The 19,748-nt window shown below is 67.6% G+C and carries 24 protein-coding genes, 1 tRNA gene and 1 pseudogene; 10 read left to right on the top strand and 16 right to left on the bottom strand.

The features are described from left to right. From E4L96_RS15680 to E4L96_RS15660, 5 genes and pseudogenes are all read right to left on the bottom strand, one after another. Nucleotides 1-301, bottom strand: a pseudogene (locus E4L96_RS15680) (Rossmann-like and DUF2520 domain-containing protein); the annotation flags it as partial. Nucleotides 302-308: 7 nt separating this feature from the next. After that, the gene (locus E4L96_RS15675; protein WP_135208154.1) at nucleotides 309-887 is read right to left on the bottom strand and encodes a DUF924 family protein; all 579 of its coding nucleotides are present in this window, start codon (nucleotides 885-887) and stop codon (nucleotides 309-311) included. A 19-nt stretch (nucleotides 888-906) separates the two neighbouring features. Continuing rightward, nucleotides 907-1,647 (bottom strand): MgtC/SapB family protein, encoded by a 741-nt coding sequence (locus tag E4L96_RS15670; RefSeq protein WP_135208153.1) that lies wholly within the window; start codon nucleotides 1,645-1,647, stop codon nucleotides 907-909. 27 nt (nucleotides 1,648-1,674) lie between these two features. Further along, nucleotides 1,675-1,941 (bottom strand): hypothetical protein, encoded by a 267-nt coding sequence (locus tag E4L96_RS15665; RefSeq protein ID WP_135208152.1) that lies wholly within the window; start codon nucleotides 1,939-1,941, stop codon nucleotides 1,675-1,677. Continuing rightward, a complete protein-coding gene (locus tag E4L96_RS15660; RefSeq protein WP_135208151.1) occupies nucleotides 1,941-3,758 on the bottom strand; it encodes an aminopeptidase P family protein in 1,818 nt (605 codons plus the stop codon). The genes E4L96_RS15665 and E4L96_RS15660 overlap by 1 nt, the downstream gene beginning before the upstream one ends. A 63-nt stretch (nucleotides 3,759-3,821) precedes the next feature. Between E4L96_RS15660 and E4L96_RS15655 the strand changes: the two genes are divergently transcribed. The 3 genes from E4L96_RS15655 to E4L96_RS15645 are packed head-to-tail and all read left to right on the top strand — an operon-like array spanning nucleotide 3,822 to nucleotide 5,937. Further along, nucleotides 3,822-4,172 (top strand): MmcQ/YjbR family DNA-binding protein, encoded by a 351-nt coding sequence (locus E4L96_RS15655; RefSeq protein WP_135208150.1) that lies wholly within the window; start codon nucleotides 3,822-3,824, stop codon nucleotides 4,170-4,172. Nucleotides 4,173-4,232: 60 nt separating this feature from the next. Continuing rightward, a complete protein-coding gene (locus E4L96_RS15650) occupies nucleotides 4,233-5,270 on the top strand; it encodes a hypothetical protein (protein WP_135208149.1) in 1,038 nt (345 codons plus the stop codon). 55 nt (nucleotides 5,271-5,325) lie between these two features. Next, nucleotides 5,326-5,937, top strand: coding sequence for a hypoxanthine-guanine phosphoribosyltransferase (locus E4L96_RS15645; RefSeq protein WP_135208148.1), 612 nt, complete (start codon nucleotides 5,326-5,328; stop codon nucleotides 5,935-5,937). 16 nt (nucleotides 5,938-5,953) lie between these two features. On the opposite strand, the gene E4L96_RS15640 is transcribed toward E4L96_RS15645, so the two are convergent. The 7 genes from E4L96_RS15640 to E4L96_RS15610 all read right to left on the bottom strand — a co-directional run bounded on the left by E4L96_RS15640 (nucleotide 5,954) and on the right by E4L96_RS15610 (nucleotide 11,307). Next, complete coding sequence (locus E4L96_RS15640) at nucleotides 5,954-6,751, bottom strand: DUF481 domain-containing protein (RefSeq protein ID WP_135208147.1); 798 nt, start codon at nucleotides 6,749-6,751, stop codon at nucleotides 5,954-5,956. Between the two features lie 122 nt (nucleotides 6,752-6,873). Continuing rightward, on the bottom strand, nucleotides 6,874-7,911 hold the full coding sequence (gene curA, locus E4L96_RS15635; protein WP_135208146.1) for an NADPH-dependent curcumin/dihydrocurcumin reductase: 1,038 nt from the start codon (nucleotides 7,909-7,911) through the stop codon (nucleotides 6,874-6,876). A 103-nt stretch (nucleotides 7,912-8,014) separates the two neighbouring features. Beyond that, nucleotides 8,015-8,632 (bottom strand): TetR/AcrR family transcriptional regulator, encoded by a 618-nt coding sequence (locus E4L96_RS15630; RefSeq protein WP_135208145.1) that lies wholly within the window; start codon nucleotides 8,630-8,632, stop codon nucleotides 8,015-8,017. 65 nt (nucleotides 8,633-8,697) lie between these two features. Further along, nucleotides 8,698-9,663, bottom strand: coding sequence for an NAD(P)H-dependent flavin oxidoreductase (locus tag E4L96_RS15625; RefSeq protein WP_135208144.1), 966 nt, complete (start codon nucleotides 9,661-9,663; stop codon nucleotides 8,698-8,700). 71 nt (nucleotides 9,664-9,734) lie between these two features. Continuing rightward, entirely contained in the window at nucleotides 9,735-10,694 is a 960-nt protein-coding gene (locus E4L96_RS15620; protein WP_307721649.1) for an MBL fold metallo-hydrolase, read from the bottom strand. After that, nucleotides 10,694-10,882 carry a DUF1289 domain-containing protein gene (locus tag E4L96_RS15615; protein WP_135208143.1) on the bottom strand — a complete coding sequence of 63 codons (189 nt, stop codon included), beginning with the start codon at nucleotides 10,880-10,882 and terminating at the stop codon, nucleotides 10,694-10,696. Before E4L96_RS15615 ends, E4L96_RS15620 begins: the two co-directional genes overlap by 1 nt. Then, the gene (locus E4L96_RS15610) at nucleotides 10,879-11,307 is read right to left on the bottom strand and encodes a thioesterase family protein (protein WP_135208142.1); all 429 of its coding nucleotides are present in this window, start codon (nucleotides 11,305-11,307) and stop codon (nucleotides 10,879-10,881) included. Before E4L96_RS15610 ends, E4L96_RS15615 begins: the two co-directional genes overlap by 4 nt. Before the next feature lie 87 nt (nucleotides 11,308-11,394). On the opposite strand from E4L96_RS15610, the gene E4L96_RS15605 reads away from it, so the two are divergent. Further along, nucleotides 11,395-12,288, top strand: coding sequence for an extracellular catalytic domain type 1 short-chain-length polyhydroxyalkanoate depolymerase (locus E4L96_RS15605; protein ID WP_229414525.1), 894 nt, complete (start codon nucleotides 11,395-11,397; stop codon nucleotides 12,286-12,288). 3 nt (nucleotides 12,289-12,291) lie between these two features. Here E4L96_RS15605 and E4L96_RS15600 read toward each other — a convergent pair whose 3' ends face one another. Then, nucleotides 12,292-12,735 (bottom strand): DUF29 domain-containing protein, encoded by a 444-nt coding sequence (locus E4L96_RS15600; protein ID WP_135208140.1) that lies wholly within the window; start codon nucleotides 12,733-12,735, stop codon nucleotides 12,292-12,294. Between the two features lie 43 nt (nucleotides 12,736-12,778). After that, nucleotides 12,779-13,009, bottom strand: coding sequence for a cysteine-rich CWC family protein (locus tag E4L96_RS15595; protein ID WP_229414523.1), 231 nt, complete (start codon nucleotides 13,007-13,009; stop codon nucleotides 12,779-12,781). A 113-nt stretch (nucleotides 13,010-13,122) separates the two neighbouring features. Between E4L96_RS15595 and argB the strand changes: the two genes are divergently transcribed. Together argB and E4L96_RS15585 are read left to right on the top strand one after the other, a co-directional pair. Next, nucleotides 13,123-14,046 (top strand): acetylglutamate kinase, encoded by a 924-nt coding sequence (argB, locus tag E4L96_RS15590; protein ID WP_135208139.1) that lies wholly within the window; start codon nucleotides 13,123-13,125, stop codon nucleotides 14,044-14,046. Between the two features lie 63 nt (nucleotides 14,047-14,109). Then, nucleotides 14,110-14,184: transfer RNA gene (locus E4L96_RS15585), tRNA-Thr, on the top strand. Nucleotides 14,185-14,242: 58 nt separating this feature from the next. Here E4L96_RS15585 and E4L96_RS24410 read toward each other — a convergent pair. After that, a complete protein-coding gene (locus E4L96_RS24410; RefSeq protein ID WP_229414521.1) occupies nucleotides 14,243-15,136 on the bottom strand; it encodes a TraB/GumN family protein in 894 nt (297 codons plus the stop codon). 15 nt (nucleotides 15,137-15,151) lie between these two features. Here E4L96_RS24410 and E4L96_RS24405 point away from each other — a divergent pair, with 15 nt between their 5' ends. From E4L96_RS24405 to E4L96_RS15565, 4 genes are read left to right on the top strand one after another with little or no spacing between them, the layout of a single operon-like run. Further along, the gene (locus E4L96_RS24405; RefSeq protein WP_370660751.1) at nucleotides 15,152-15,904 is read left to right on the top strand and encodes an HAD-IA family hydrolase; all 753 of its coding nucleotides are present in this window, start codon (nucleotides 15,152-15,154) and stop codon (nucleotides 15,902-15,904) included. 47 nt (nucleotides 15,905-15,951) lie between these two features. Next, nucleotides 15,952-16,527 (top strand): nucleoid occlusion factor SlmA, encoded by a 576-nt coding sequence (slmA, locus tag E4L96_RS15575; RefSeq protein ID WP_135208137.1) that lies wholly within the window; start codon nucleotides 15,952-15,954, stop codon nucleotides 16,525-16,527. A 15-nt stretch (nucleotides 16,528-16,542) separates the two neighbouring features. Next, entirely contained in the window at nucleotides 16,543-18,360 is a 1,818-nt protein-coding gene (pabB, locus tag E4L96_RS15570; RefSeq protein WP_135208136.1) for an aminodeoxychorismate synthase component I, read from the top strand. Beyond that, complete coding sequence (locus E4L96_RS15565; protein WP_135208135.1) at nucleotides 18,357-18,998, top strand: CatA-like O-acetyltransferase; 642 nt, start codon at nucleotides 18,357-18,359, stop codon at nucleotides 18,996-18,998. The genes pabB and E4L96_RS15565 overlap by 4 nt, the downstream gene beginning before the upstream one ends. Here E4L96_RS15565 and E4L96_RS15560 read toward each other — a convergent pair. Beyond that, a partial coding sequence (locus E4L96_RS15560; RefSeq protein WP_307721648.1) for an ArsR/SmtB family transcription factor occupies nucleotides 18,995-19,748 on the bottom strand: 754 nt, incomplete at its 5' end. The two genes, E4L96_RS15565 and E4L96_RS15560, sit on opposite strands and share 4 nt — an antisense overlap.

The following is a 19,748-nucleotide window of genomic DNA, read 5'->3' as shown; positions in this document are numbered from 1 at the left end:
CCTGCACGCTCGCCGCCAGCGCCATCCCGGCGGCATCCGCCGCGCCGCCGCTGCGGCGGGCCGCCATCCCGGCACTTGTCTTGGCGCTGGTTGGCTGTGACGCGCTGGCGCGGCTCCCGTCCTGCAGGCCGTTCGCCGGCTCCGCAGGCACGCCTTCCGTCATGAAGGCCACCGCTTCCTCCGCCGTCTCGGCGGAGCGCGTCAGCACATCCTGCACGATGAACGCGCCGCTGCGGGCGAACAGGCGGCCGAGAGTGCGGCCGACGTGGCCGGCGCCGACAATGTTCAGGGTGCGTGCCACCGCCACCTCAGAACCGCGAGCCGGGCTGCTTGAGGAACTCCACTTCCTCCTCAGTCGAATTGCGCCCCAGGATCTCGTTCCGATGCGGGAAGCGCCCGAACCGCGCGATCACCCCGCGGTGCCGGTGCGCATAATCGAGCGCTTCTTCGAACCCCGGCTGCTCCTCCGAGAGGGCTGTGAACAGCGTCACCGACTTCTCCTGCATCGCCCCATCCTCCGAATGCTCGAAGGGCATGTAGGCAAACCAGCACTCGACCGGCAGCAGCTCCCGGTCCGCCCCGAATTCGACCAGCTTCTGCGCGGCACCCAGCGCCAGCACATCCCCCTCGAAGGAGCGCGGCGTGTCGCGGAAGGCATTGCGCGTGAACTGGTCCAGCACGATGATCCGTGCGAGCACCCCGCGCGCGCCCTCGACGTCCCACTCACGCAGCCCGCCGTTGATGGCCTGGTCGATCAGTGCCCCAAAGCGCGCGCGGATCTGGGCATCAAAGGCGGCGTCCTTGACGAACCACTCGCGCCGCGCCTTGCCGTACTCCGGCCCATCCTGCGGCCCAAACCAGAAATCCAGTACGTCCTGTGAAGTCATGAATGTTGTCCTCGCGATGTCAGTTGCGCGCCCGCGTCAGCTGGTAACTCGCTACGCCGTCTATGCCATCCAGCTCCTGCGCCACGCTGGAAATCGGCGCCCCGCTGTGCCGCGTGAGCGCCAGCGCCACGAAGCGCCACTCCTGCTGTCCGTTGCTGCTGGAGATGGACAGCGTGCCACCCGCCACCTCATACCCGCGCTCCAGCGCCATGCGCCGCACGTTATCTTCCTTCGGCACGAAACCCGGCGTGAAGCGCAGCGTGATCGCAATCGCATGCCGTGAAGGCAGCCACGCCTCGATACGCGACAGGTAGATCATGATCCCCGCGCTGCACAGCGCCAGCCCGATGGCCGCGAGATAGAAGCCGACGCCCACTAGCACGCCGGTGACCGCCGACGACCAGATCGAGGCCGCCGTGGTGAGGCCGCTGATGGTGAAGCCTTCGCGCACGATCACGCCCGCGCCAAGAAAGCCAATACCAGTGACGATGCCCTGCACGATGCGCGTGGTATCCGCCAGCGGGATCACGCCGGTCCCATGCCCGCCGAACCAGAACCCCGGATAGCCGCCAATGACCGTCAGCGCGCACGAGGCCATGCACACCAGCCCGTAGGTCCGCATCCCCGCCGCACGCCCGTGATAGGCCCGTTCATACCCGACCAGCAGCCCCAGAAGGAGCGCGCCGAACAGGTTGAGGATGATGAGTCCATTGGTCGCCAGTTCGGGCGTTCGCCAGTAGGCTGCCAGCGCGTCAAGCATGGGTGGTCCTTTCGCGGAGTGACCTCGTTACGGAGACTTCTTCTTCACCAGCTGCTTCTCGAATGCCGCATCGTTCTTGCTGATGCGCTGGACCTTCTGCGGCCCGAGTTTGTTCACGAATTCGACGAACGCGTCCAGCTCAAGCGGCGGACACAGGGCCGGGCCACCGGGCTTTTCGCTGAGCGAGAACAGGCCCTCACCGGTGCGCGTCATCGAATAGCCCTTGTGGCCGGTGCGTTCCTTCAGCCGTTCGACTGCGGCGCTGGCCCGCGTGGAGCGTACCCCGGTCGCCATTACACAGCCTCCGTGCGGCGCTGCAGCCAGGCCAGCGCTGCCCCCGACACGTGCGGCGCCAGGCGCGCGCGCACCGTCTCGTGGTAGGCGTTAAGCCACGCCACTTCGTCCGGCCGCATGATGGACAGGTCCAGGCAGCGCGTGTCGATGGGGCACAGCGTCAGTGTCTCGAAACGCAGGAACTCGCCGAACTCCGTGGTCTGGAACGGCACGTTGAGCACCAGGTTCTCGATGCGGATGCCGTAGCGCCCCGGCTTGTACAGGCCCGGCTCCACGGACGTGATCATGCCCGGCTCCATGGCGGTGTGCGGGTCCGGCGGGGTGCTCGGGGAGATCGACTGCGGCCCCTCGTGCACGTTGAGGAAGTAGCCCACGCCATGGCCGGTGCCGTGGCCATAGTCCATGCCTGCGGCCCACAATGGCGCGCGCGCCAGCGCATCCAGCATCGGCGACTTGGTCCCTCGCGGGAACACCGCCGACGACAGCGCGATCGTCCCCTTCAGCACCAGCGTGAAGTCGCGCTTCTGGTCTGCGGATGGCGTGCCCACCGGGACTACGCGGGTGATGTCGGTGGTGCCGCCCAGGTACTGGCCGCCCGAATCGATCAACAGCAGGCCTTCCCCTTCGATCACCGCGTGCGCGTGTGGCGTGGCACGGTAGTGCATGATGGCGCCATTGGCGTTGAAGCCCGCGATGGTGCCAAAGCTGGGGCATACAAAGCCTTCACGGCGCGCGCGGGCCGCGGTGATGTGGGCGTCGATATCGAGTTCGGTCAGGCGCGGGCGCTGCGGATCGTCCAGCAGCGGCTCAAGCCACGCGAAAAATTCGCACAGCGCGGCCCCGTCCTGCTCCATGGTGGCGCGCACGTGGCGGGCTTCGTCATCCGTCTTGCGGGACTTCGCAAAGGTGGTCGGGTTGACCGCCTCCACCACCTTGACGCCCGGCGCCACGGCGGCGCGCATCCCCGCCGTGATGCGGCGCGGGTCCGCCAGCAGCACCGCACCGGCGGGCAGCGCGCCCAAGGCCTGGGCCGCATCCGCATACGGCGCCAGGCGCACGCCATCTTCCGCCAGCCGCGCTTCCACTTCGCCCGGCAGCTTGCCGCCGCCGACGTACAGGGTCGCGTCACGCGGGCCGACGAGGGCGTGGGCCAGGAACACCGGGTTGTAATTCACGTCCGCGCCGCGCAGGTTGAACAGGTAAGCAATATCGTCCAGCGTGGAGATGAAGTGGTAGCTCGCACCCAGGCGTGCCATCTCGGCGCGGGTGGCGGCCAGCTTGTCGGCGCGCGACAGCGTCGAATGCGGCGACTGGTGCTCGTACACCGGGTCGGCGGGCAGCTCAGGGCGCTGGCCCCACACGTGGTCCAGCAGGTCGGTATCGGTGCGCAGCTTGATGCCGCGCGTCGTCAGCGCCAGGTCCAGCTGGCGCATGGTCGCGAGGCCCAGCACCCGCGCATCCAGAGCCGCAGTCTGGCCGGGCTGCAGGGTCGCGGCCAGCCAGTCGATCCAGATGACGCTGGCGCCGGACGGGATTTTCATCAGCTGGACACCGCTGCCCGCCAGCTCGGCCTCGGCCTGCTCCCAATAGCGCGCGTCAGTCCAGACGCCTGCAAACTCCTGGGTCGCGATGAACGTGCCGACCGAGCCCGAAAAACCACTCAGCCATTCGCGCCCTTTCCAGCGCGCGGGCAGGTACTCGGACAGGTGCGGGTCGGAGGATGGGACCACGAAGGCGTCGATGCCTTCGCGGCGCATGGCCGCGCGCAGGTCGGCCAGGCGGCCGGCGCGGTCCTGGTTGTTGTCGAGGGGCGGCATACGATACTCTTCCGATGACGAATCGATAATCAATGTCGCATCATACAGCCACAGGAGCACAGGATGGATTACGACAAGGTGAAGACGCTCTGCCGTTCGCTGCCCGGCGCCACGGAAGACATCAAATGGGGCGCGGACCTGGTGTTCTCGGTCGGCGGCAAGATGTTCGCCTGCCTGGCGGCCGACAACCCGGATGCGGTCAGCTTCAAGGTGGACGACGACCGCTTCCTGGAGCTGACCGACCGCGAGGGCATCATTCCGGCGCCTTACCTGGCGCGGGTGAAATGGGTGCAGGTCCAGGGCCGCAAGGCGCTCAGCGACAAGGAGGCGGCCGAGCTGCTGCGCCGCTCGTGGGAACTGGTGTTTTCGAAACTGACCAAAAAGCAGCAGCGCGAAATCAACGGCGGCGCCTGACGGGAGCCCGCCCCCCCGGGCGGCCCTCTGCGTGCACTGCCACCGACGGAGGGTCCGCTCATGCACGACACGCTCACCCGCAAGGCCGTCACCGAAGCCTTCTCCTGGCACAAGTTCCGCGCGCGGCGGCGGGACTTTGGGCTGTCCGGCTGGCCTTCGCAGGAGCGCTGGTTCCTGGCTTACCTGCATTCCGAATATGCCCTGAGCGAGCTGGCCCAGGCCACCGCGCGGGCGCTCACCCTCGCGGGCCGTCCTGCTGCGGTGTCCCTGCAATCGGTCTGGATCGACGGCACGCCGCAGGCCAGCGCGCTCGCCACCGGTGGCCGCAGTGTCGCTTGCGAGCTGGCGGACCTGCTGTTCATCCTGCAGGAGTACGACACCGGCGGGGCGGTGACGGCGCGCTCCGGCCTCCTCCTGCAAGCCAAGATCGCGCGCAAGCATGACCGGCTACCGTCCGGCGCCTCGACCAGGAAGGAGCGCCTGCTGCTGGAAAACCTGGACCGCGGCGAGCCGCTGGAGCTGTACCGCGACACGGGTCGCAGCGCGGGTGCGCGCATCGGTGCCTACACCCTGGGCGGGGCGCTTACAGGCATGAAGGATTGTGCGCGATACGTGCTGATCCCGAAAGAGCTGAGCTGGAGCTCGGCATGGTACTGGGCGCCCTACCTGGTCGGCTGGCCGCCGTCATCGTCTTCTCCGCGCATCCGGCCGCCGACCGGCATCGTGCACGCCATCCAGCGCGCCGCAGTGGCGCAGGCGATCGGGCGCACGCTCAATGACCGCGACCAGCTGAAAGGCTGCGAATGGTCGCGCATGGTCTGGGACCTGCTGGGCGACTACGGCCACGTGATCATGGCGGGCTACGGCGGCCAGCGGCGCGTGAATACCTCGGCCATCATGAGCTTTCTTGCCTCGCCCACGGTGGCGTGGGACCTCCCCGCTCCCGGCGCCCGGCGCCGGCCCACGCTCGGCCCGCGCATGGTGGCCCCACCGCCCGACCGCGAGACGCCCGCCGTCACACTGGACGATGGCGGCCCGGCCATCAGCGTCATCGTCATCACGGTCCGTGCGCTCGACAGTGAGGAGCGGCGCGAGTAGCGCTCACACCACATCGCGTACGCCCACCCGTCCCGCTTTTTGCCATAATTTGCTGATGGAACATCAAGACCCCACCTTTCAGGAATTCCACCACCGCCGGGCGCGCGAACTGCTGGCGGGGGCCACGGAGATCTTCGACCACAACGCCGTGCAGGCGGCCGTGCGGCGCGTGGCCGGCTGGCTGAACGAGCGCTACGACCGGACCGGCGAAACCACCTTCCCGCTGGTGCTGTCCGTGATGGGCGGCGCCGTCGTCTTCACGGGCCAGTTGCTACCGCAGCTGACCTTCCCGCTCGAATTCGACTACATCCACGTCACCCGCTACGGGGACGAGGACCAGGGCGGGCGCGTGGTGTGGAAAGTGATCCCGCGCCCCACGGTCTCGGGCCGCACGGTGATCGTGCTGGACGATATCCTCGACGAAGGCGAAACGCTGGCCCACGTGAAGCAAAGGCTGCTCGACATGGGCGCCAGGGAAGTGGTGGTGGCGGTGTTTGCGGACAAGGACCTGCAGCGCACCAAGCCGATCACCGCGGATATCACTGGCCTCACGATCCCCAACAGCTTCGTGGTCGGCTACGGCATGGATGCTTATGGCTACTGGCGCAACCTGCCCGGCCTGTGGGCGATCCGGCCGGAAGACCTGAAGAGCTCCGGCGCGGCCTGACCTGATCTCCGCAGGTTCAGAACGAGTACACCACCGTCAGCGACGTCTGGGTATCCGTATTCTTCTTGTCCGCCGGGACGTTGGTGTCGTTGCGGGCCGAGAACCCGGCCTTCAGCTGCATAGTGTCGTTGATCTTGGTGGTCAGCGAGGTCTCGCCGATCGAGTGCATGTTGGACGTGCCGCGCTCCACGCTGAGCGTCTGCACGAACCACGCCGAGGCACTGAGCGCCCACTTGAACTGGGCCGCGCCGCGCACCGTGAGGCCGCTCTCGGTATCCTCGGTGCCCGCGCGCTGGCCACGGAAGTAGCCTGGGCCCAGTTCCACGTCGAGCGTCTTGTCGTCCGATTTGTACCACTGCGCGCCATGGCCGACCGCCAGGCTGGAATAGGTGGTGTAGGCGCCGAACTTGTCGTTCACGTACGAGCCGAGAACGAAGGCGCGCTTGCCCTCCCCCAGCAGCTTGTAGGCCGCCTTGGCCGACAGCGCCCAGCGCTCGGCGGCGCGCTGGCTGTGGCGCTGGCCATGTTCGTCGGTGACGTCGTCTTCCTTGAAGAAGCCACTGGCGATGTACTCGTTGCTCCAGTCGGGCGTCTCGTGACGGGCGTCGATCTTGCCGCTCACCGAAGTACCGGAGGTATTGCCGCTGGTGGTGATGGCCCCCAGTTCCGCGGACGTGAACCAGCCGCCCTCGGCCAGGCTGGCCGGCAGCGCCACCGTGAGCGGGGCATTCGGGTTGGCAACGGCGGGGATGTCGGCGGCATAGGCCGAACAAGCGGTGCTGGCGACCAGCGCCAAGAGCGTGCGTGCGGTCATGGGGATGTCCTGCGGCGTTCCTGCGAAGACCCGCATTGTAGCCCGACGGCGCGCACCCGCGCTGGCGCACGCCCGATTTCGCCGGTGTTTAGTGGCCCCGCACGCAACGCGGCCACGTGTCCTTAAGCCACCTTCACCACCAGCTTGCCGAAGTTGCGCCCCTGGAGAAGACCGGTGAAGGCGTCTGGCGCGTGCTCCAGGCCTTGCACCACATCCTCGCGCACCTTGATGCGGTCTGCCGCGAGCCACGCACTCATCTCGCGCTGGAAGGCGTCGAAGCGCGGCCCGTAGTGGTCCAGGATGATGAAGCCCTGCATGCGCACGCGCTTCTGCAGCACGGTGGCCAGCAGCTGCGGCAGATGGTCCTGCTCAGCCACCGGCAAGTCCGCGCCGCCGTTGTAGTGGGCGATGAAGCCGCACACCGGCATGCGGGCGTTGAGGTTCAGCAGCGGCAGCACGGCCAGCAGCACCGCGCCGCCGACGTTTTCAAAGTAGACGTCGATGCCGTCCGGGCAGGCTTCCGCCAGCTGGCGCGCAAAACCGGGGTCGTGCCGGTCGATGGTGGCGTCGAAGCCCAGCTCCTCGAGCGCGTAGCGGCGCTTGTCCGCTCCGCCCACGATACCGACCACGCGCGCGCCCTTGAGCTTTGCGATCTGGCCGACCATCGCGCCGACCGCGCCGGTCGCCGCGGCCACCACCACTGTCTCCCCGGGCTGCGGCTGGCCGATATCGAGCAGACCGACGTGCGCGGTGAAGGCGGGCATGCCGAGGCCGCCCAGCGCCAGCGACGGCCGGTCCATCCCGTCCAGCGACATCAGGCTTGCGCCATCGGCCACGGCGTAGTCCTGCCAGCCTGCGCCGGCCAGCACCAGGCCGCCCTCGCGCCAGTCCGGGTGGCGCGACTTGACCACGCGGCTGACCGTCCCGCCGGGCATCACCCCGCCCAGCTCCACGGAGGGCGCGTAGCCGGGCCCGATCTCGTCCATCAGATTGCGCATGTAGGGGTCGAGGGACAGGTACTCGGTGTGCAGCAGTACTTGCCCCTCCTGCGGTTCGGGGATGGGCGCGTGTTCCAGGCGGAAGTCGCCGGGCTGCGGCAGGCCTTGCGGACGGGCGGCGAGGACGATGCGGCGATTGTGGGCGGGGGTCAGGTCAGGCATGTGGTTCTCCTTGTTCGATGCACTACGGTTGGACTGCAATTTCAAACTATTAGACCGGTCGTCTAGTCGCCGGGCAAATAAGGCAGGGAGGTCCCTGCCGTGGCTAGACGGCGATGCCGAGCAGCTGGCGGGTTGCGGCCAGCGCCGTGTCCAGCGGACCGCGCTGGCGCGAGATCTTGGCCAGCAGGCTGGCGCCGAGCCAGGTCTGGTACAGCAGCACAGCGCTGTCCCAGGGCTGGGCCGCGGCCACGCCGGGCAGCGAGCCGTCCGCCTGGCCCTGCGCGATGCAGCGCGCCAGCCGCTCGGTGACGCCGCGGGTGCCGCGTTCGAGCGCCCCGCGCATGGAGTCGGACAGGTCGCATACCTCGGCGCCCAGCTTGACCATCAGGCAGCGGCTTTGCGCCTCGGCGCCGGTCTGGGATTCGAGCCAGAAGCGGAAGTAGCTCAGCAAGCGCTGGGCCGCGCTGCCGGGGGCGTTCAGGAGGGCATCCACCTGGCCCAGGTAGACGGTGAAGTACTCGTCGATGACGGCTTCCCCGAACGCTTCCTTGGAGCCGAAGTAGTGGTAGAACGAGCCCTTGGGCACACGGGCGGCGGCCAGCACCTCGGCCAGGCCGACGGCAGTGAAGCCCTTGTGCAGGAACAGAGGATAGGCGACGTCCAGGATGTGCTGGCGGACGTCGGTCTGGCCTGGGGGAGCGGAAGTGGCAGCGGAGTTCATGCCGCTAGCATAGCAATAAATTAGACCGGTCGTCTCGGACCGGTCCCGTTTTGCGGCCGCTGCGGTCAGCCCAGCGCGAGGCGGGCGCGGGCGGCGGCGTATTCGCGCAGCAGGCGTTGCACCATCTCGGCGACCGTGGGCACGTCGTCCATCAGGCCCACGCCCTGGCCGGCGCCCCAGATGTCGCGCCAGGCCTTGGCGCCGGTGTTGCCGCCGGAGCCGAAGTTCATCTTGGATTTGTCGGCCACCGGCAGGTTGTCGGGGTCCAGGCCGGCAGCGAGGATGGACTTCTTGAGGTAGTTGCCGTGCACGCCGGTGAACAGGTTGGTGTAGACGATGTCCGCCGCGGCCGAATCGACGATCGCGCTGCGGTAGTCGTCGCTGACGTTGGCCTCCTGCGTGGCCAGCCAGCGCGAGCCGATGTAGGCAAGGTCCGCGCCCATGGCCTGGGCGGCCAGGATCGCGTCGCCACTGGCGATGGCGCCGGACAGCGCGAGCGGGCCGTCGAAGAACTTGCGCACTTCGCCCACCAGCGCGAACGGCGACAGCGTGCCCGCATGGCCGCCAGCGCCCGCGGCGACGAGGATCAGGCCATCCACGCCCGCCTCCAGCGCCTTTTCGGCATGGCGGATCGAGATCACGTCGTGCAGCACGATGCCGCCGTAGGCATGGATCGCGTCCAGCATCTCCGGCGGCGGCGCGCGCAGCGAGGAGATGATAATCGGGACCTGGTGCCGCACGCACACTTCGACATCGTGCGCGAGCCGGTCGTTCGACTGGTGCACGATCTGGTTCACGGCGATCGGGCCGATCACGGCCTCGGGGTGGGCGGCCTTGTGCTCCGCCAGCTCGCGCTGCAGGTCCGTCAGCCAGGTATCGAGCATCTCGGCGGGACGGGCGTTCAGCGCCGGGAACGAGCCGACGATGCCGGCCTTGCACTGCGCGGCGACCAGCGCGGGGCCGGACGCGATGAACATCGGCGAGGCGATGACCGGCAGGGTCAGGCCGGAGAGGACACGGGGAAGCGCCATGGAACGGACCTTTCAGAAGATGGTCTGGCCATTATAGAGTCGGAAAAGTACGGTCGTGCGGAAGGAAGACTCTAGAAATCGCGGTTCACCAGCACGCCCTCTTCCACCTTGGCGGCGCCGGCGCGGCGCAGCGACCACACCACCCAGTCCGCGAGCTCCTGCGCGTCCTGCTTGAAGAAGCGTTCGCGCGCGGTGACAAACAGCGGCGTGGTACGGAACAGCTCCGCCACCTCGGCCAGCGGCATGCGCTGGCGCTCCAGCAGCAGGAACTTGAGGATCACCTTGACCGCGTTCTGCGCATTGCGCACCGGGTCGGCGGAGAGGTAGTCGGCGCGCGCAAGGGCGCGGCCCACGGCAGCCTTCACGTCGGTGAACGGGCGGCCATGACCGGGGATGGCCAGGCGCGCATCGAGGCTGCCGATCAGTTCCAGCGTGGCGCGGGCTTCGTCGAAACCCGGCTCGCCTTGCAGCTCGGGGAAGACCACGCCAAAACCGTTTTCCCACAGCGCGTCCGCCGAGATCACGATGCCTTCGGACGGGCACCAGAACACCAGCGAATGCGCCTCGTGCCCCGGCGCGGCCAGGGCCTGCCAGCAATGGCCGCCCAGCTGCAGCTCGGTGCCGGGCTGGATCGCTTCGTCCGCGGTGAAGCGCGGGCATTGCTGGCCGGTGGCGCGGAAACTGAGCTGGTCCTCGTCCCACGCCTGCACGCGCGCGAGGTCCGGCGCGGGCACGGCGATGCGCGCGCCGAAGGTCTGCTGCAGCAGCGCGTTGCCGCCGCAGTGGTCCGAATGCAGGTGGGTGGTCAGCACGCGATCGAGCTTGCGCTGCGGGCCGAGCGCATGCCGCACCAGCGCCAGCGTTTGCGCGCCGTGCGTGACGTAGCCGCTGTCGACCAGCACCGTCTCGTCCGGGCCGGTGAACAGCACGTTGTTGGCGGACAGCCAGCCACGCTCGAAGATGTGCATGTGGGCGGGGAGCTGGTACTCGGCGCCCGCGTCGGTGTGCATCGGGTCCTGCATGTGGTCCATTACTTGAAAAGGCGTTCTTCGCGCCGGCGGATTTCGGCCCACACGCCGCGCTTGTACTCATCGTTCGCGCTGCCCCAGGCCACGATTTCGTCGATGGTGCGCAGGCAGCCGGTGCACAGCCCATCCTCGCCCATCTGGCACACGTTGATGCAGGGCGAGGGCACGGGGCGCATGTCTTCCGGTGTCATGCCGCGGCCTTTTTCTGTTTTTCGCCGACCTTGGCGTTGAACTTCGCCGGGTCGATCACGAAGCGCTCGTGGGTGCCTTCGCAGATACGGTCCACGTTGTCCCAGGCCTGGACCTTGAACTTGACGCGGCGCCCGTCCACTTCCAGCACTTCGCCTTCGATGCGCAGGGTCATGCCGGGGGGCGTGGGTGCCAGGTGCTGGAAGCACACGCTGATGCCGAGGCTTTGCTCGTTGGGCCAGTCCATGTAGGGCATCATCCCGTGCACGCACGCGAGTTCCATCATGCCGACCATGTAGCCGGTGGCCAGGACGTCGGGCATGTCGAGGCAGAACGGAGTGTCATGGTACAGCTGCGGCACGGTGGCGCGCGGGGGCACGGTGTAGGTCCATGCGAAGCGCAGGCCGGGCTGGAACGCGGGGCTCATGGTGTAAGCAAGGCGACAGGGAAAAAGACGTATTATCGCACTGCAGCAGACTTCACACAGCGCAGCAATACGGCGGAGGCCGGGGACATGGGATTGATGGACACGATCAGCAAATGGCTGGACCGCCTGCAACGGCAGGCCGCGCGGCCCGGCACCTTCATCGACGGCAACTTTGCCGCGCCGGCCGGGGCGCGGACCTACAAGGTGTATGTGCCGGCGGCGGTGCAGGACGGGCGGGGCGCGGTGCCGCTGGTGGTGATGCTGCACGGCTGCACGCAGCACCCGGAGGACTTCGCGCGCGGCACGCGCATGAACGAGCTGGCGGACGAACACGGGTTCGTGGTGGTCTATCCGGCGCAGTCGGAACAGGCCAATCCGCAGCGTTGCTGGAACTGGTTCTCGGCGCTGGACCAGAAGCGCGACGAGGGCGAGCCGTCCATCATCGCGGGTATCGCGCGCGAGGTCATGGGGCGCTACCGCATCGATGCGGGCCGGGTCTACGTGGCCGGGATGTCGGCCGGGGGTGCGATGGCGGTCATCATGGGGACCTTGTACCCGGACCTGTTTGCGGCGGTGGGCGTGCATTCGGGGCTGCCATTTGCGGCGGCGGACGATCTGCCGACGGCGCTGGCGGCCATGAAGGGCAGCTTCGCCCGGCCGCGGCCCGCGGGGACACCGCTGCCGGTGATCGTGTTCCACGGCGACGAGGACAAGATGGTGCACCCGGTGAACGCGGCCGAGGTGATCGCGCAGACGGCCCATGCGGCGATGGACAAGGACTCGGCGCCGGGCGAAGGCGGCGGGCGGCGCTACACCCGCACGGTGCACCGGCGCGGAGATGCGGTGCCGTTCGCCGAGCACTGGCTGGTGCACGGCCTGGGCCACGCCTGGTCCGGTGGCGACCCGGCCGGCTCCCACACCGACGCCGCCGGCCCTTCCGCCAGCCGGGAAATGCTGCGCTTCTTCAGCACCGCGCGCTGAGCGTCAGTCTGGCAGGAAATCTTCGTCGAGGATTTGCGCGACCGACCACGGCAGGCGGTCCGGGAGACCAGCGATGTGCGATTCGCGCTGTGCTTCCTTGCGCGCGCGGCGCCATTGGGTCTCCATCCAGTCCTCGTTCGTGAAGCGCACGCGCAGGCTGGGTGCGTCTTTGAGAACGTCTTCGATTTCGTGGCGTTGATTGAGGATCGTGTGCATCCAACTGGCCGAGCGCCGTTGTTTTTGGTAACGCCATTTGAGTAAGTGGGCGATCAACTGCGTCAGCCGGCTGCCCAGTTCACGCTTGTAGTGTCGGCCCAAGTCCTCGATCTCCTCAGCAATATGCTCGAGGTCGAGATCGCTCAGCTTCCCAGCGCGCAGCAAGGCGGCCTGTTCTGAAGTCCAGGCAACGAAATCGGTCTCGTAGTCGGTCAGGCGTGCGGCGTTCATGGCTCTACTCTAGAAATGAACACGCCGTCCCGCTAGAGGCGAATCAATCGTGCGGGCGCTGGAGCGAGGCGATGTGGGCGGTGAGGCAGGCGCGGCACCAGCAGGCGGCGTCGGCGGCCCCCGTGCCAGTGGGGCCGCTGGGCACGGGCACGGCGGGCGGCAGCTCGGTACACCAGCAGGGGGCGGCATCGCCCGCTGCCATGGCGCAGTGCAATTCGGCCCCGCAGCGCCCGCAGCGCTGCAGTCCGGCCGGGGAAGAGGTGGTCGCAGACATGGCCGTCCAAGCTAGCCGAACCGCGCGGAAAAAACAACCGGTTCCGCCCTATAATGCCCCCGTACGCACGCGACGTGCCGTACAATTCCGCCTGTTTTCTTTCCGGACCCGCCATGACCACTCTGAACAAACTGTCTCCTGAGTCCAGCGACGACCTGGCCTCGGTCTCCCCGCAGATCAAGGCCCAGATCCTGGCGGAGGCACTGCCGTACATCCGCAACTACCACGGCAAAACCATCGTCATCAAATACGGCGGCAACGCGATGACCGAGGAGAAGCTCAAGCACGGTTTCGCCCGCGACGTCATCCTGCTCAAGCTCGTCGGCATGAACCCGGTGGTGGTCCACGGCGGCGGTCCGCAGATCGACAACGCGCTCAAGAAGATCGGCAAGCAGGGCAACTTCGTGCAGGGCATGCGCATCACCGACGAAGAAACCATGGAAGTGGTGGAGTGGGTGCTGGGCGGCGAGGTCCAGCAGGACATCGTCATGCTGATCAACCACTACGGCGGCCAGGCCGTGGGCCTCACCGGCAAGGACGGTGGCCTGATCCGCGCCCGCAAGATGGCCATGCCGGACCGCGAGAAGCCGGGCGAGTACCTCGACATCGGCTTCGTCGGCGAGATCGAGGCGATCAACCCGGCGGTGGTCAAGGCGCTGCAGGACGACGCCTTCATCCCGATCATTTCGCCGATCGGCTTCGGCCAGGATGGCCAGGCCTACAACATCAACGCCGACGTGGTGGCGGGGAAGATCGCCGAGATCCTGAAGGCCGAAAAGCTGATCATGATGACCAACATCGCCGGGGTGCAGGACAAGAACGGCAACCTGGTCACCGACCTCTCCGCGCGCGAGATCGACGAGATGTTCGCCGACGGCACCATCTCCGGCGGCATGCTGCCGAAGATCTCCTCCGCCCTCGATGCCGCCAAGTCGGGCGTGAACACGGTGCACATCATCGATGGCCGCATCGAACACTCGCTGTTGCTCGAAGTCTTGACCGAGCAGGCGTTTGGCACTATGATCCGGTCTCACTGAAAAAACGGGACCGTGAATCCGGTCCCTTTTTTTGTGCGTGCGTTAGCGATAACACAGCACACTGCCCTTGTAGCTCAGTGGTAGAGCACTCCCTTGGTAAGGGAGAGGCCACGTGTTCAATCCACGTCAAGGGCACCAATTCCGAAGAAAAGCTCCCGCCGGGAGCTTTTTTTTCGCCCGTGCGCGGCGGGCCGGGTCAGTAGATCCGCTCCACCGCCAATCCGCGTGCGCGCATCAGCGCCGGAATGCCCTTGGGGCCCACCAGATGCAGCACGCCGATGGCCGCCACGCTGCTGCTGTCACGCGCCAACTGGTCCGCGAGCTTGCCGGCCAGCGTGCCGTTGCGGCCTTCGATCAGCACCTTCTGCAGGAAGCGGCCGGAGACGGTGTCGTCTTCTTCCGCGCGCCGCGCGATATCGTCCAGCACCGCCTGGTCGGCACCGGCCCAGGCGCCCACCACTTGCTTCACTTCGTGCGCCTGCTTGCCGTTCTCCATGGCGTCCAGCGTCTCGAGCAGGAAGCTGCGCTGCTCCGCGGGCGTGAGGCTGTCGAACAGCGCCAGCTGCGCGGACACCGACTCCAGCTCGCGCACCGGCACCTTGGCCTTGCGCGCCTGCGCGGCCACGTAGGTATCCACCGAGAGGTCGGGCCGGTAGCCCTGCGCCGTGTATTCGCCCAGGGACAGGATGGTGGCCACCAGCCAGGGCTTGTACATGGCGACGGTGGCCTGATCGACGTTGGCCTGCTTGAGGGCCTTGGCCAGCCGTTCGCGCTCAGGCGCGGACAGGATGTCCTCCAGCTTTTTGCCGGAAGGGAGAAAGCCGTAGCGCACCATGGCCTGGCCGACCAGCGTCGGATCCTGGGCCGGGTCCACCTCCAGCGACACCTCATTCGCACTGGCGATGGCCTGCTCGATGCGCGGCTCCAGCGGATAGAACGAGGGCAGGCCCACGTGCATGGTCCCGAACAGGTACAGCGTGTGCCCGCCCGCCTGCACCTTGAACAGCGCACCGCGGTTGTCCGCCCATGCCGCGGGAGCAGCCAGCACGACGAACAGGGCGAGGTACAACGTGATAATCTTGCGGCGCATTTCGTCTGTATTCGTATGTATTTGAAAAACGTGCCGCATCATACCCCGCCCCAGCCCATCTGGCTGTTCGATCTCGACAACACGCTGCACAACGCGTCGCACGCGGTTTTCCCCGGCATCACGGCACGCATGAATGTCTATCTGGCGCGCGTGCTCGGTGACGGCACCACGCCCGCACCCGCGGAAGTGGTCAACGCCGCGCGCACCCTGTACTGGAAGCGCTATGGCGCCACCCTGCTCGGGATGATCCGGCACCACGGCGTACGCGCGGACGACTTCCTGCGCGAGACCCACGACCTGAGCGACCTGGGGGAGCTGCAATCGCTGCTGCGCTTCGAGCGCGGACTGGCGAAGATGCTGCGCCGCCTGCCCGGCCCCAAGATCCTGCTCACCAACGCGCCGCGCCACTACTCGCGCGAAGTGCTGCGCCACCTGCGCCTGCACCGCGAGTTCACGCGCCATATCGCCATCGAGAACATGCGGGTGCGCGGCGAACTGGCGCCCAAGCCGTCCAGGGCCATGCTGCGGCGGGTGGTTGCGCGCCACGGCGGCAGCGCGCGCCGCTACGTGCTGGTGGAGGACACGCTGGCCAACCTGCGCGCAGCCAAGGCGCTCGGGATGCGCACGGTGTGGGTCACGCAGTACCTGCGGATGAGCGATCCGATCGGGATGGCCAAAATGCCCCGGATGCGCAAAAAGCCCGGCTATGTCGATGTCAAAGTAAAATCTGTACGGCAGCTGCCAGGTCGCTTGCACCGGCTGCGCTGATCGGGTTATCCAAAACCCTGTTATCAACCGACTACGACACGGACAACATGGCAAGCACGAAGCCGGGCCAGCGCAAGCTGCAGATCCTCCAGGCGTTGGCCGCGATGCTCGAACACCCCAAGGGCGAGAAGATCACGACCGCCGCGCTGGCGGCACGGCTGGACGTGTCGGAGGCGGCGCTGTACCGCCACTTCGCCAGCAAGGCGCAAATGTACGAGGGCCTGCTGGAGTTCATCGAGTCCAGCGTGTTTGGCCTGTTCAACCAGATCGCCGAGCGCGAAGACAGCGGCCTGGCCCAGGCCCACGCCATGCTGCAGATGCTGCTCTCCTTCGCCGCCAACAACCCGGGCATGACGCGAGTGCTGATCGGCGATGCCCTGGTCGGCGAAGACGACCGCCTGCAGGCGCGCATGAACCAGTTCTACGAGAAGGTGGAAATGGCCTTCCGCCAGGCACTCAAGATCGCGGTCACGCAGGGCCACGGTCAGGAGGCCGACGTGGCCGCGCGCGCCAGCATGCTGGTGTCGTACGTGGTGGGGCGCTGGCACCGCTTCGCCAAGACGGGGTTCAAGCAGAACCCGACCGAAGGCTCCGGCCTGCAAATGGCCCTGCTGCTGGCATGAACTGACGCGGTTCCGATGGCCCCTTTCGAATGTTTTGCGCTGCTGGATGACGCCAGCCCCGGACCGCAGGGGGAGGCTCGTTCGCGCCTGTACACGGGGCATACGGCGACGCTGCGCTGCGCATCGCTGGCCGAATGGCCGACCGTGCTGGCGCAGATGCAGCGCGCCCTGGACCGCGGCTTGTTCGCGGTGCCGGTGCTCGCGTACGAGCTGGGCGCCGCGCTGCAGGGCGTTCCCTTCAAGGCGCCGCGCGTGCCGCTGGCGCAGGTGCTGCTGTTCGACCGCTGCGAGCACCTGGCCGCGTACGAGGTGACGCAGTGGCTGGCCGCGCGCACCCATCACATGCCCTCCCCGGCCGGCATCGCGCGGGTGACGGCGGACGTGGACGAAGACGAATTCACGCACGCCATTGGCCGCATCCGCGAGTACATCGCGGCTGGAGACACCTACCAGGTCAACTACACCTTCCGCTTGCAGTTCGATGCCTTCGGCACCCTGCCCGCGCTGTACGCGCGCCTGCGTTCGCGCCAGCCGGTGCCTTACGGCGCGCTGGTGGCGCTGCCAGATGGCGGCGCTGTGCTGTCGCTGTCGCCGGAGCTGTTCGTGCGCCACGACGGCGGCGCACTGATTGCGCGGCCCATGAAAGGCACGGCGCCCGCGACCGAGGCGGACGACGAGAACGCGCGCCGCGCGGCCGCGCTGGCACATGACGAAAAGAACCGCGCCGAGAATTTGATGATCGTGGACCTGCTGCGCAATGACCTGGGCCGCATCTGCGAGACCGGGAGCGTGCAGGTGCCCGCCCTGTTCGACGTGAACCGCTACAGCTCCGTGCTGCAGATGACATCCACGGTGGAGGGCCAGCTGCGTAGCGGCGTGACGCTGGAAGAGATCTTCGGAGCCGTGTACCCCTGCGGCTCGATCACCGGGGCGCCCAAGCGGCGCACCATGGAGATCATCGCGCAGCTGGAAAAAGCCCCGCGCGGCGTCTACACCGGCGCGATCGGCTGGTTCGATCCGCCTGCGCAGCCGGGCGCCGTCGGCGACTTCTGCCTGTCCGTTCCGATCCGCACGCTGGTGCTGGGTGCACCGGTGAACGGCGTGCGGCCGGGCGAGATGGGCGTGGGCGCGGGCATCGTGCATGACAGCGTGGCGCGGGACGAATTCGCCGAGTGCCAGCTCAAGGCCAGCTTCCTGACCGGGATGGGCAACGAGTTCGAACTGTTCGAGACCATGCGCGTCGACAGCGCGGGCTGCCGCCACCGCGACCTGCATCTGTCGCGCATGGCCCGTTCGGCGCAGTACTTCGGCTTCCGCTTCGACCTGCAGGCGGCGCGCGAGCGCCTGGCGGAGGCTTGCGCGGCCTTCACCGAGCCGGCACGGGTGCGCCTGGCGCTCAAGGCCGATGGCAGCCTGCAGGTGCAAAGCGGGCCGCTGGCGGCACTGGCGACGCCGGTGCAGCTGATCGTGGCGAAAGAGACAGTGCGCTCGGACGAGATCTTCCAGCGCCACAAGACCACCGTCCGCGCGCGCTACGACGGGGCGTGGAAGGAGGCCGAAGCCCAGGGCGCCTTCGACATGGTGTTCTTCAATGAGCGCGACGAGCTGGCCGAGGGGGGACGCAGCAATGTGTTCGTCCAAGTGGACGGCCGCTGGGTGACGCCGCCCCTGACTGCGGGCGTGCTGCCCGGCGTGATGCGCGCGCTGATGCTGGAAGACCCGGAGTGGGACGCGCGCGAGGCCGTCGTCACGCGCGCCATGTTCGAGCGCGCCTCCGCTATCGTGGTGTGCAATTCGCTGCGCGGTGCGCTGCGGGCGGAGGTGATTATATGAACAATTTCGAGCAACGGCGCGACCGCTTCGACCTGTTCAACGCCATGGAAAGCCCGGCGGTGAACCTGAGCTTCACCATGGAGCTGCCGGACTTCCGGCCGTGGTGCAAGGCGCAGGGGCTGCCGCCCTTCCATGTGCTGCTGTACGCCATCTCCAACGCGATCCTCAAGATCGAGAATTTCCGCTACCGGGTATTCGAGGGCGAGGTGATCTGCATCGACCGGCTGATTCCGTCGTACACCGTCGTGAACAAGAACAAGGACCTCAACTTCGCGCAGTTCGCGTGGTCGGACGACCTGCTGGAATTCGTCGCCCGCAGCATTGCGGCGCGCGATCATGCCGAGGCGATGACGGAGCTGAACGACACCTACCATGCGATGTCGCCGCGCGAATGGAAAGACCAGGTGTTCGTCACCTGCATGCCGTGGCTGGACTTGACGGCCATCGAACATCCGATGGCGTCGGTGTCGTCACCGGACATTCCGGCGTTGGCCTGGGGGCGTTTCAGGGACGGACCGGATGGCCGGCTGCTGGTGCCGTTCTCGGTGCAGGCGCACCATGGCTTCGTGGACGGGTATCACATCCACCTGCTGGCGCAGCAGATCGCGGCGGAGCTTTCCGCCATCATGCAGGGCTAACCCACGCACCACGCGCGCAACGCGCGTTCTCCCGGTTCAGTAAAGGCCACCACCCGCGAATCCGGCTGGCGGCGCGCCCAGCCCAGTTGCTGGAAGCGGTCCAGCAGCGCGGCTCCCAGTGCCCCGGCCAGGTGATGGCGGCGCTCACTCCAATCCAGGCAGGTGCGGCACAGGGGGCGCTTGCTGCGCCCCAGCTCCGCCGATTCGATACCCAGGTCGTGCAGGGCGGCGCGGCCCGCCTCGGTCAGCGCGACGCCGGCGCCATCGAGGGCGAAGGCGCCGCGGGCGGCCAGGCCTTCATACATCATCACGCCCAGTTCTCCGGCCAGATGGTCATAGCAGACGCGCGCCTTGCGCATCGCGGGCTCGCGCGGGCTGGTTCGCACGCGCACGGCGCCGGTGCGGAAAGCGAGGCCCATCATCGACTCCAGCAGTTCGGCCACGTCGGGGCCGGACAGGCGGAAATAGCGGTGCCGTCCCTGGGACTCGACGGCCAGCAGGCCGGCGTCCACCAGTTTGGCGAGGTGGCCGCTGATGGTCTGCTTGGTGACACCGGCGGCCGTGGCCAGCTCGGTGGCGGTGAGCGCCATGCCCGACATCAGCGCGGTCAGCACCTCGGCACGCGCGTGGTCGCCGATCAGCGCGGCGATGTTGACGATATTCGGGCCATCTTTCATGCCGCGATGGTAGTCCAATGGGCCGCGCCGGGCAATCGCGGCCGGTGCGCGCGCCAACGCGGCGGCTCGGCAC

This window comes from Zemynaea arenosa (assembly GCF_004614185.1).
GTDB lineage: Bacteria > Pseudomonadota > Gammaproteobacteria > Burkholderiales > Burkholderiaceae_D > Telluria > Telluria arenosa.
This window is presented reverse-complemented; position numbering and strand designations above follow the sequence as displayed.